Genomic DNA, 11,878 nt, shown 5'->3' on the forward strand with positions numbered 1-11,878 from the left:
TAACAGACTAACTTTGTCTATTTAGTTAATTTAAGTGAATAACTATGGTTAGCAGTCTTACCAAGCTTTTACGGTTTTTATAACGTTGTGTGATCAACTTGTAAAAATTTCATTTGTAGCATTAATTGGGCTCTGATTACACTTGATTACAAAGTGCGTGCAATTGATTTCAATCGTGTTTTTTTTGCTACTTAATAATGTTATTTTCCTGAAGTATAAGTGTTTTTTTCTATTAACATTGATACATCGTGAAACCTTATTACCTAAAGTTGGTACGCCATTTTTGGGTTGTTTTTTATTTGGCCTCTCATTCAGTTTTCGTTCAGTTAACTGCGCCTAAGTTGCCCTCCGCTGACTCGTGATTCTAATAATAACGAGCGCTACCTGACTAAAGGTAAATTTCCAACAAGTAGGGTTTTCACATGAAAAAATCAATTCTTGGTTTAGCTGTTGTTTCAGCAATCCCAATGTTCTCAAGCATGCAAGTTTTAGCTGCTGATGATGCAGCAGAGTCTATTGAAAAAATTCAAGTTACAGGTTCTCGCATTAAGCGTACCGATATGGAGACGTCTAGTCCTGTAACTTTAATCGGCGCAGATGACATCAAAGCAATGGGTGCATCAAGCATCGATGGCGTTCTACAAAAAATGACTGCAGCAAGTGGTGCGATGACTAACCCTGCTGTTAACAATGGTTCAGGCGGTAACGCACGTGTTGACCTACGTGGTTTAGGCGCGCAACGTACTTTAGTACTAGTAAATGGTCGTCGTATGATCAACTCTGGTACTGGCGCAGCATCTACTGTTGACTTAAACACAATCCCAGTATCAATGATCAAGCAAGTTGAAGTACTAAAAGACGGCGCATCTGCTGTATATGGTACTGACGCGGTAGCTGGTGTTGTTAACATTATCTTAAAAGACGACTTCGAAGGTCTAGACATGAACCTTAACGGTGCTATCACTGGTGAAGGCGATGCAGACGAAACGTCTTTCGATATCACAATGGGTTCAAGCTTTGACCGTGGTAACGTTGTAATTGGTTTACAATACACAGACCGTGGCGACGCTTCTCAAGCAGACCGTGACTTCTCTGATTGTCCAATCGAAGAAGATTACGAAAACGCTAGCTTCTACTGTGGTGGATCTTCTTACACACCTTTCGGCCACGTTTGGGCTGAAAATGCAGACCTTCAAGGTCAAGCAGATGGTGAATGGCACGATTACACTGCTGCTGGAGATGCATATAACTATTCAGCAACAAGCTACCTTTACACGCCAATGCGCCGTTTAAACCTTACAGGTATCGGCCACTTTGACGTAACTGATGAAACGCGTTTAGTTTCTGAGTTCACTTACTCTAAGCGTTGGTCAACTCAACAAATGGCTCCACAGCCTGTATGGTTCGACTTCACGTACGATGCAGCAACTATGGGTGATTCACTTCTTTCTCACGGTGTAGCTGACGGTGAAGACATCTCTTACGGTCGTCGTATGACAGATGTAGGCCCTCGAGGTTACGAGCAAGTTGTTGATACTGTTCGTGCCGTAATCGGTCTTGATGGTGCATTTGACAACGGTTGGGGATGGGATACTTCAGTAGTATTCGGTCGTAACGACTCAGTTGACCGCGCAACTAACCTACTTAACATGGGTTCAATCCAAGATGCAATTGAAGAGGGTAATTTCAACCCACTTAACCAAGCAGATTGGTCAGGTAGCAACCTTGCACAGTACAACTACACTGAAAACAACTCAGGTGGTAGCCAATTATTAGTTCTTTCTGCTGGCCTTAACGGTGAAGTAATGGAACTTCCTGCAGGTTACGTTGGTTTCGCAGCAGGTATCGAGCGTCGTGAAGAAAAAGCATGGTACGTTCCAGATTCACTAACTTCACAAGGTCTTGCAAATGACCCACGTGTTGAACCAACTGGTGGTCGTTTTGACGTAAACGAAGCTTACGTAGAATTCGCTGTTCCACTTCTAGCTGACGCACCATTTGCACAAATGGTTGATTTAAGCGCTGCTGTTCGTGCATTTGACTACAGCACATTTGGTTCTGATGAGACTTGGAAACTAGGTCTAACTTGGCGTGTAAACGACGAACTAATGCTACGTGCTGTTCGTTCAACTGCATTCCGTGCTCCTACAGTTTCTGAGCTTTACCAAGGTAAATCACCTTCATTCGAACAAGTTAACTTCCCTGGTGCACAAGACCAAGCTGAAGTAACTGTTGGTGGTAACGACCAATTAACGCCAGAGCTTGCTGATACAGTAACTGCTGGTTTCGTATACGCTCCAGAATGGTTCGACGGTTTCTCAATGACTGTTGACTACTACGAAATCGAAATTGAAAACTCAATTTCAAGCGTAAACAACCAGTACATCGTTGAAAACTGTCTTGATGCTTCTACTGGCGCATACAAGAACCAAGATACTGCACTATGTCAGTCTTCTGCAATCAACTTCAACCAAAGCACTGGCCGTATTAGCTTCAACAACCAATTACAAAACATTGGTAATGAATCTACTAAAGGTTACGACGTAAACTTCAAGTACGCATTTGAAGCTGCAGGTCTTAACTGGCGCACAGGTCTTGATGTAACTATCCTTGATGAGTACATCGTTGATTCAGGCACAAGCACAATCGATTACACAGGTCTTGTAACTTCAGGTATCGGTAGCTACGCAAAAGTTAAGTCTAACTTCACTCTTAACGCGTCTGGCGACAACTGGGATGCACAATACCAAGCACGTATGATCGACGGCCTAGACAGCTACGCATGTCTTGCTGACGACAGCGAGTGTCTAGTACCAAGCGTTGGTACTGTTGTATACCACGACATCAGTGGTTCATACATCCTGAACGACACAGTGTCATTCTCTGCAGGTGTTAACAACTTATTCGATAAGCAAGCACCTTACTACTCAGGTAACAATGACTCAAACACTGACCCGTACACATACGATGTACTAGGTCGTCGTTTCTTCGCTGGTATGAACATCAAGTTCTAATCTAGTTTGAAATGATTACTAAGGCCCCGTTTTTACTGGGCCTTTTTTATTGTCTGAAAGCCTATCAACGCGTAAACTAAGGGAGCATTATTAAAAAACGAGGTGATATTGCTTAAACAAGACGAAAACTTATCTTTTATTATTGAGCCTGAGCTTAAACCACGCACAGAGCAACGACTCGACCTGTATTTCTCCATTCCGAATGAAATGAGTGTAAATCCACAAACACTGAGCGAAGAATCATTCTTTAACAACAATTTTAAATCGCACCTTGCTTATAACGCTAACAACATTCACTTACCCTTAGTAAGAAGCCGCTTTGTTAGTAAAAACAAAGGTGAACAGCAAGATTATCGGCAAAACTTAAACTTATATTGTTATCAAGTTCGACTCGCGCTGAATGCAGATATCAAAGACACCCTAAAACACCAAGAAGCCGATGAGTTTTACCCTGCAGCCATTGAGTTGTGCGAGCAAACCAAAGGCTTGTTGAAAAAGCTAAGACGCTATACCCCCGATGATGAAAAGCTGCTGCCATTTTATAAAAACGCCGATAACTACTTAAGTTGGCATGTAGAGCAGTCATTTTTGAAACTATTGGATGAAGGGCCGCGCAGTAGTGATTTTGCAAAAGAGCGCAGTGATTTATTAGAGTTCTGCAAAGCTGAAAACAGTTATCGTGATGAGCAAGAATATAATTCGCAATCAACACTCGAAGATGCCAACCGTATCACTAATAAAATGCGCCTGTTACAACGTTTAATTGAACATGGGGTGGTACTTAATCGCACTACACGGCATTTAAACAGTTATTTAAAGCGCATGGTTAAGGGTACAGTGACCGCAGTGATCATGGCCTTTGTGATGTTGGTTGTGTTAAATGCTCGCTCAAATTTTACCGAAGTAACAGCAACCTTGATTTTGATCTTGGGTGTTATTTATGGTCTTCGTGAAATATTTAAAGAAGACATCACACGCGTGATCTGGCGAGCTATCGTAAGAGGGCGACCAAAATGGCGGTTTCAGTTTAAAAACAGCATAACCAAAGACAAAATTGCCAGCCAATACATTTGGCTTGAATACACCAGTTTTAAACGCCTGCCTAAAGCGGTAAGAAGAATTTTTTCAAAGCGCCGACATCAAAATAAACAGGCTGCTCAGTGGCTGCATTTTGCAAGCGAAACACAAGTTAACGCGAAAGAGTTTTTACCAGGCTACGATACCTTGCAACAAACCATGCAATTTAGCTTGGCACCGTTTGCTCGCTACTTAAAGCGGGGGGAAGGTAAGCTCTATCATCTTGATAGTAATAAAATCTCTAAGAAAGCCGTAGAGAGGCGTTATCAGTTAAATGTGGTACTAGTATTTACACAAAGCGAAGGTGAAATTTTGTATCAGCGTTACAAGATTACTCTAAATCGCAGCAAAATTGTTAATATTGAGCGCATTTACTCGCAAACTGATATTCTTAAAGATGAAAGATGAAAGATGAAAGATGAAAGATGAAAGGGTGGCCTTGGCCACCCTTTTCGGTTTATTTAGCGTCTAAACCTGTTTTGCTGTAAAGCGACACTTTGTCTGATACTAGGGTAATTTCGATATTTTTATCTTTGTTACCCCAAATACAGTTAGTGTGTAATGTCTTTTCTTCACACTTATCCGCTGAACCTAAGATAGCTTCAACCTCAGTTTTATCCATGCCAATTTTAATTTTTTCGTAGTTCTCTAAATTTACTTTTGAGCAACCCGCTAAAGTAAGTGTTGCAGCCGCTGCTGCAATTGCCATATATTTTTTCATAATTGTATCCATTAATGGTTGTAGCGTCTTATTTGCACGATCATACCCATACGTGGGTGATCAAAATAATGTATCTCGTTACTTATCACACGTTTAAATTGTGAAAAACGTGCTTTTTCGTAATCACCGTTTTCTAGGCGCTGACTAATATCAAAATCTGCGTTTATAAATAGGTAGTGACGAACATAAATTTTCATTAAACCATCAAATTCCCACTTTGGCACATTTTGCAACTGGTCGGGAATATAGCGCTCAGTAGGGCCCACTAGGCTTATAAAGTCGTTATTTTCATTCTCTACTGGGGTTGAGTGTTTTGCTAAGTGTTCACCGGAAAATAAACGGATACTGGGTGCGTTTCTTTCACTCATTTCAGGAAAACGCCACCCAGTGTGCAAAATAGGGGTTAAGCCTTTTCTATCAAGCTGATTTTTTTGCTCAACAAATTGTAATTGTTCTGGCGCCATTAAGTAAATGTCGTCAGTGTCTTCACGGGGCTCAACAACGGGTGTAACAGGCAGTTGATTATAGCTTGCTAAAAAATCAACACTGTCGTCACATACATTAGAGTGAGGGTTGCTATTCACTAAAGAATCGGTAAACGAATTTGAGCGAAAGCGGCTATCACCTTCAATACACGCTTGCTTCGCTTGTGCTGTGTATGCAGGAGATAATAAATCTTTGCTACGCTTTGCCTTGATCTCATCGTGTTTTAAACTGAAATCTTCCTGTAAATAAGGGGCTGGGCGCTGTTTATAAATAAGAACTTCTATTTCGAACCAACGTGCTGCAAATGACGAGCTTGTATAAAAGCAACAAAGCAGTAGTAAACTATTTCTAAACAACATTAATGGCTAACCTTTTTTTCGAAATCTGCAATCATTGCAGTGACCATTTTTAAGCGTTCGCGAGCGTTGGCTTCGCTAATTGCAAAGCGCAGTTTGTTTGCGCCATCCATTTTATACACCTGCGGTGCACTTTGTATCAAACCTATAATGAAGCTAGGGTTAACCTTTGTATGCTGGCTAAACTCAAAATAACCGCCTTTCGGGTTTGCTTCAATCTTCTTAATGCCAATATTACTTGCTTGCAGTTTTAATTGCTGCAAGCTGAATAGGTTTTTCGTGGCGTCAGGTAGTAGACCAAAACGGTCAATCAGCTCTACCTGTAACTCGTCCATATCATTGAGGTTAGCACAGCTTGCAATGCGTTTATAGATTCCTAAACGTACGTTTACATCATGAATATAATCATCAGGTAATAACGCTGGCAGCTTTAAGTCAACTTCAGTTTGTTGACCGAGTAGGTTCTCAAGGGTTGGCTCTTTACCTTCTTTGAGGGAGTTAACCGCTTGCTCAAGCATTTCCATATACAAACTAAAACCAATGGTTTGCATTTGACCTGATTGATCATCACCAAGCAGCTCACCGGCACCACGAATTTCTAAGTCATGGGTTGCGAGCGCAAAACCTGCACCCAAGTCTTCCAGTGATTCAATCGCTTCAAGGCGTTTAACCGCATCTTTACTCAGTGATTTAGGGTTACCAGTCAGTAGGTAGGCATACGCTTGGTGATGGCTTCGGCCTACACGACCACGCAACTGATGAAGCTGTGCCAGACCCAGCTTATCTGCTCTATCCATAATAATGGTGTTGGCAGTGGGTACATCGATACCGGTTTCGATAATAGTGGTACACACAATCACGTTATATTTTTGGTGATAAAAATCACTCATAATTTGTTCAAGCTCGCGCTCTCGCATTTGACCATGTGCCGTTGTTACGCTGGCTTCAGGTACCCATTCGCTAATTTCTTCAGCAACTCGGTCTATGGTTTCAACATTATTATGTAAGAAATACACCTGGCCACCGCGTTTAATCTCACGCAGAATTGCTTCACGAATAAGTTCAGCATCTCTTTGTCTAACAAAGGTTTTAACCGCTAAACGTTTCGCAGGCGGTGTGGCTATGATTGATAAGTCACGCATACCACTCATCGCCATGTTTAATGTACGTGGGATAGGGGTCGCTGTGAGCGTTAAAATATCGACATCGGCACGTAATGCTTTGATTTTTTCTTTTTGACGCACCCCAAAACGGTGCTCTTCGTCAACAATCAATAAGCCCAAATCTTTAAATTGAATATCTTGTTGAATAAGCTTGTGAGTACCAATCACGATATCTAATTTACCCTCAGCCATTTTATCTAGGGTGTCTTTTTGCTCTTTGGTTGAGTTAAAGCGCGATAAAACACCAACCTCAATTGGTAAATCGGCAAAGCGGTCTTTAAAGTTTTCATAATGCTGCTGTGCAAGCAGTGTGGTTGGTACAAGTACCGCAACTTGCTTGTTATCATTCACTGCCACAAAGGCTGCGCGCATTGCCACTTCGGTTTTACCAAAGCCTACGTCACCACATACTAAACGGTCCATCGCTTGCTTACTTTGCATATCACCGAGCACAGACTCAATGGCGTTGCGTTGATCGTCAGTTTCTTCAAATGGGAAGCTGTCGCTAAATTGACGATAAGCACTGCCATCAAGCTTAAATTTATTGCCAGGCTTTGCTTGGCGTTTAGCGTAAATATCTAAGAGTTCAGCAGCCACATCACGAACCTTTTCGGCGGCACGTTTTTTTGCTTTTTCCCACGCATCAGAGCCTAACTTATGAAGCGGGGCAGAGCCTTCTTCGCCACCTGAATAACGGCTCAGCATATGTAACGCAGAAACAGGCACGTATAGTTTTGCCTCATTAGCGTAAATAATCGTAACAAACTCAGTGATCACACCGGCAGCATCAATGGTTTCAAGGCCTTGGTAGCGGCCTACACCGTGATCAAGGTGCACAATTGGTTGGCCTTCGCGTAGCTCAGCAAGGTTACGAATAAGCGCATCTTGGCTGGCTTCGTATTTATGTTTACGGCGTCGACGCTGCGAAACCTTAATGCCTAGTAATTCTTGCTCTGTGATAATGGTTAAACGCGGTTTACCGTCTAGCACCACACTTTGCTCAAGTGGCGAAACAATTAGGCCAACATCACTCGAACTATTGGTAAAATCGCTAAACGATTCAAATTCTTTAAGCTTTAAACCACTAGGCTTTAATAAAGTGAGTAATGATTCGCGGCGGCCATCCGATTCAACCGAGAGCAGCACGCGGCCTTTTTGTTTTTTCTCACTAGTAACGTAGTTTATTAAACCTTGGTACGGTTCATGTAACTTATGATCAATACGAACATTTGGCAGCTCTTTACTAGCAAGGTTGGTATGACCCGCTTTGGTGCCTAGCTTGGCTTGCGATAAACGAATGCGTGCATATTTAGCAAACTCACCAAATAGTTCATTAACGCTTTGATACAGCTTTACAGGTTCAAGTAAAGGTCTGAGCGGATCAACACGGCGGTTTTCGTAGCGTACATTCACATCATGCCAAAACTGATCAGCAGCATGCTCAATATCGCCAAAATGCATAAACGTTGTATTGCTTGGTAGGTAATCGAAGATAGTTGCCAATTCATCAAAAAACAGTGGCATGTAATATTCGATACCCGCAGGCCAGGTTCCTTTAGTCACCTGCATATAAATTGAGTCTTGCTCAGAGCTTGCGCCAAATTGTTCACGATAGTTGATACGAAAACGCTCAATGTCAGCGTCGTTAGTTGGAAACTCGTGAGCAGGCAGTAACTCAATTTTGTCGACCTTTTCATCTGAGCGCTGGCTTTCAACATCAAATAAGCGAATGCTGTCGAGCTCATCATCAAAAAAGTCTAAACGAAATGGGTGCGGGCTACCCATAGGGTATAAGTCAACGATAGAGCCGCGAATCGCGTATTCACCATGCTCCATCACTTGTTGTACGTGTAAATAGCCCGCTTGTTCTAAGTTTTCACGCAGTGTGTGCGTATCTAAGGTATCGCCCACTTTAAAGTTAAGGGTTGAACCATAAATAAACGAAGCAGGGGCAGTACGCAGCATCAAGGTCGACACTGGCACGATTAATACGCTTTGTTGTTCTTTTTTTAAGGTATTTAACGTGGCTAAGCGCGCAGAAATAATATCTTGATGCGGCGAAAAATGATCGTATGGGAGTGTTTCCCAGTCAGGAAAGACCATGACTGGGTTTTCAGGCAACAGAAATTCGAGTTCAGTTTCAAGGCGTAGGGCGCTTGGCGTATCTGGGGTGACAATCACAACCAGCTCGTTGTGTTGTTTTACACCTTCTGCGATAGCGATGCTAAGCCCGCTACCGGTAAGTTGTCCCCATTGAATTTTATCTTTTTCAGATTTTACCCAAGGCAATGCTGCCCATTGCGCAAACGCCATTTACTACTCCTTTAAAACTGTTTTTTCTGCTTAGTCTCGATAAATCTTGGTTAAGTCCTGATAGTGATCGATACGACGATCACGAAGGTAAGGCCAAATTCGACGTATGTTTTCACTACGTGCTTGGTCTAATTCAACAACTAATAATTGCTCATCGCTGTTGTTCGCTTCGGCTAAGATTTCACCTTGAGGGCCCGCGATAAACGAGTTCCCCCAGAACTGAATACCTTCACTTTGACCGCTTGGATCACTTTCGTGGCCAACACGATTACAGCTGATCACCGGCACGCCGTTGGCAACTGCATGAGCGCGTTGGGAAATAACCCACGCGTCTTTTTGACGAGTTTGTTCGTCTTTTTCATCACGCGGGTCCCAACCTATGGCTGTTGGGTAAATTAAAATTTCAGCACCAGCCATTGCCATTAAGCGTGCCGCCTCTGGGAACCATTGATCCCAACACACTAATACGCCTAATTTACCGACAGAGGTTTGAATAGGCTCAAAACCTAAATCACCCGGTGTAAAATAAAACTTCTCGTAAAAACCTGGGTCATCAGGAATATGCATTTTACGGTATTTACCGGCAATGCTGCCGTCAGTTTCAAGTACCACAGCGGTATTGTGATAAAGTCCTGTAGCGCGCTTTTCGAATAATGATGACACGATCACCACATTAAGTTCTTTAGCAAGTGCACCTAAGGTGTCTGTGCTTGGGCCCGGGATTGTTTCTGCTAAATCAAAAACGTCTACATCTTCGGTTTGGCAAAAATATAAGCTACGGTGTAGCTCTTGAAGAACAATAAGCTTAGCGCCTTGGCTTGCTGCATCACGAATACCAGCAATTGATTTTGCCATATTGTCTTGAGCATTATCGGTGTTTGATTGCTGAACAAGAGCAACCTTTAAATGCGTTGGTTTAGTCATTGTTTGTTCCTGCTAAAAAGCCGCGCGGTAATTGCATTGTAATACAGTGTAAGCTGCCAAATTGGTGAATAATTGGCACACAATTAATACCCACTACAGTGTGATCTGGGTATGCTTTGGCAACCTGACCAAGCGCCAGTTGATCGTTTTCATCACCATAAATTGGTACTAACACGGTTTTATTGATAATTAAATAATTAGCGTATGTGGCAGGTAATCTGTCACCATCTTCATCGAACACTGCTTTTGGCCAAGGTAAGGCAATCAGCGTGTAGTTTTCACCCTCGGCTGTTTTAAATGATTGCAGTTGCTTTTCCATTGCATTAAGGGCTGCAAAGTGCTCATCATTTTTATCATCACACTGTACATAAACAAGCGTGTTGTTTGGTGCAAAACGTACCAGCGTATCAATATGGCTGTCGGTATCATCACCTGCAAGGTAACCATGATCAACCCAAAGAAACGACGTAGCACCCAGTTGCTCAACCAGCGTTTGTTCTATATCTGCTTTTGTGAGTTCAGGATTACGATTTGGGTTTAATAAGCACTCGCTGGTTGTGAGTAACACGCCGTGTTCATTGATCTCGACGCCACCGCCTTCAAGAACCAGTTCACTTTGCTGATAGCCATTTTTAGAATTAGCGACTTGCTTTACAAGTACTTGATTAATTTGATTATCAAGATCACTTGCAAACTTATTGCCCCAACCATTAAAAATAAAATCCATTACTTTCAATTCTGTTGCGTCATCAATATTTGCACAGGTTAATGGGCCATGGTCACGTGCCCAAGTATCGTTACACGGTGTCACCACAAAGTGAATGCGTTTAGCATCGACATCTGCATTTGAAAGTAATGCCTCAATATGTGCTTTTAGGGCATTATCATGAGCTACAATCACAACATCTTGCTGTTGGCTTATTGCTTGGCAAAGTGCTACATACACAGGCTCAACAGCGGTTAAATTTGCTGCCCAATCTGTGTCTTGATGAGGCCAAGTAAGCATAACTGCATCTTGCTCAGCCCATTCAGGTAAAAGTCTAAATTTCATGAAGGTATTAAACAAACTAAGGTGGGGCTAGTTTAGCATTTTAGCCATAGATGTCAGCTTTTTGTGCGCGATCCAGCGTGATTTTTATTTGTCTTGCTGATTGTTTTCTTGCTGACGTTTTTTTAGTTGGCGTGTTTGTGCGTGCAGGGCCGCTCTTACGACTAAATCTTGGTCAGCATCGCGAATGGCAGTAAACAATAATGTGTATTGGTATTTATCATCATCACATTTTTCAATGGCCACTAATTCGGTATAGCAATAAATAGCTGATGCTTCGTGTTGTAAGAATAATTTTGTGCGAAATGTTTGCCCTAATTCATACACATCAGCTGAGGTAAGTTTTACACCGCCACCGCCATAACTATCGCAATAGTTTGCGTTATCGTCAGGCTGCTCTGAGGCTAAGATGTGACTCATGATTAAATCAATTTTACGAGATTGCGCCTGTAAAAAGGCCGCCAGTTCTTGTGCAACATCACCTAGATTACGAAGTGGTCGTAAGCTTGTTTGCTCAAGTTCGTTTACTTCGTTGGCAAGTTTAAATAGGGCAGGGATATCCGCTTCAAGTTCAGCATTGGTTTTTGGCACAGCACTTGGTTCAACCGCATATAAATTGACACGGTTGCTCTCGTTGATTTGAAAATACTGTTCAAATTCGGCTAATTTTTGATTATTCATGCTGTACTCCACACATCTTTCCTTAATACTAGCGTTCGAAGCAGTAAATTGCTAGTAATCAAATAATCAAAAAAAAGGGCAAACTCATTGTTTGC

8 protein-coding genes are annotated in these 11,878 nt (G+C 42.2%); 2 read left to right on the forward strand and 6 right to left on the reverse strand.

Translation table 11 applies throughout. The features are described 5' to 3' along the window. The first annotated feature begins 422 nt into the window (after positions 1-422). Positions 423-3,014 (forward strand): TonB-dependent receptor plug domain-containing protein, encoded by a 2,592-nt coding sequence (locus tag BIZ38_RS12985; protein WP_187490439.1) that lies wholly within the window; start codon positions 423-425, stop codon positions 3,012-3,014. A gap of 108 nt (positions 3,015-3,122) precedes the next feature. After that, positions 3,123-4,499 carry a hypothetical protein gene (locus BIZ38_RS12990; RefSeq protein WP_187490440.1) on the forward strand — a complete coding sequence of 459 codons (1,377 nt, stop codon included), beginning with the start codon at positions 3,123-3,125 and terminating at the stop codon, positions 4,497-4,499. A gap of 49 nt (positions 4,500-4,548) precedes the next feature. Here the strand turns inward: BIZ38_RS12990 and BIZ38_RS12995 are convergent, their stop codons facing one another. From BIZ38_RS12995 to BIZ38_RS13020, 6 genes are all read right to left on the reverse strand, one after another. Continuing rightward, complete coding sequence (locus BIZ38_RS12995; protein WP_054553091.1) at positions 4,549-4,812, reverse strand: hypothetical protein; 264 nt, start codon at positions 4,810-4,812, stop codon at positions 4,549-4,551. 11 nt (positions 4,813-4,823) lie between these two features. Continuing rightward, positions 4,824-5,657 carry a peptidoglycan binding protein CsiV gene (locus BIZ38_RS13000; RefSeq protein ID WP_187490441.1) on the reverse strand — a complete coding sequence of 278 codons (834 nt, stop codon included), beginning with the start codon at positions 5,655-5,657 and terminating at the stop codon, positions 4,824-4,826. Beyond that, a complete protein-coding gene (mfd, locus tag BIZ38_RS13005; protein ID WP_187490442.1) occupies positions 5,657-9,130 on the reverse strand; it encodes a transcription-repair coupling factor in 3,474 nt (1,157 codons plus the stop codon). The genes BIZ38_RS13000 and mfd overlap by 1 nt, the downstream gene beginning before the upstream one ends. Before the next feature lie 30 nt (positions 9,131-9,160). Then, positions 9,161-10,054, reverse strand: a complete 894-nt coding sequence (locus BIZ38_RS13010; protein ID WP_054553061.1) for a carbon-nitrogen hydrolase — start codon at positions 10,052-10,054, stop codon at positions 9,161-9,163. Continuing rightward, entirely contained in the window at positions 10,047-11,105 is a 1,059-nt protein-coding gene (locus BIZ38_RS13015) for an agmatine/peptidylarginine deiminase (RefSeq protein WP_187490443.1), read from the reverse strand. The genes BIZ38_RS13010 and BIZ38_RS13015 overlap by 8 nt, the downstream gene beginning before the upstream one ends. An 84-nt stretch (positions 11,106-11,189) precedes the next feature. After that, on the reverse strand, positions 11,190-11,783 hold the full coding sequence (locus BIZ38_RS13020; RefSeq protein ID WP_054553092.1) for a PilZ domain-containing protein: 594 nt from the start codon (positions 11,781-11,783) through the stop codon (positions 11,190-11,192). Positions 11,784-11,878 lie beyond the last annotated feature (95 nt).

The sequence above is a fragment of the Pseudoalteromonas sp. BZK2 genome, assembly GCF_014349195.1.
Classification (GTDB): domain Bacteria; phylum Pseudomonadota; class Gammaproteobacteria; order Enterobacterales; family Alteromonadaceae; genus Pseudoalteromonas; species Pseudoalteromonas simplex.

Bases quoted from the DNA above. Each gene is read 5' to 3' on its own strand.
- mfd (WP_187490442.1), bottom strand. From the start codon at position 9,130: ATGGCGTTTGCGCAATGGGCAGCATTGCCTTGGGTAAAATCTGAAAAA.
- BIZ38_RS13000 (WP_187490441.1), bottom strand. From the start codon at position 5,657: ATGTTGTTTAGAAATAGTTTACTACTGCTTTGTTGCTTTTATACAAGC.
- BIZ38_RS13010 (WP_054553061.1), bottom strand. From the start codon at position 10,054: ATGACTAAACCAACGCATTTAAAGGTTGCTCTTGTTCAGCAATCAAAC.
- BIZ38_RS12995 (WP_054553091.1), bottom strand. From the start codon at position 4,812: ATGAAAAAATATATGGCAATTGCAGCAGCGGCTGCAACACTTACTTTA.
- BIZ38_RS12985 (WP_187490439.1), top strand. From the start codon at position 423: ATGAAAAAATCAATTCTTGGTTTAGCTGTTGTTTCAGCAATCCCAATG.
- BIZ38_RS13020 (WP_054553092.1), bottom strand. From the start codon at position 11,783: ATGAATAATCAAAAATTAGCCGAATTTGAACAGTATTTTCAAATCAAC.
- BIZ38_RS13015 (WP_187490443.1), bottom strand. From the start codon at position 11,105: ATGAAATTTAGACTTTTACCTGAATGGGCTGAGCAAGATGCAGTTATG.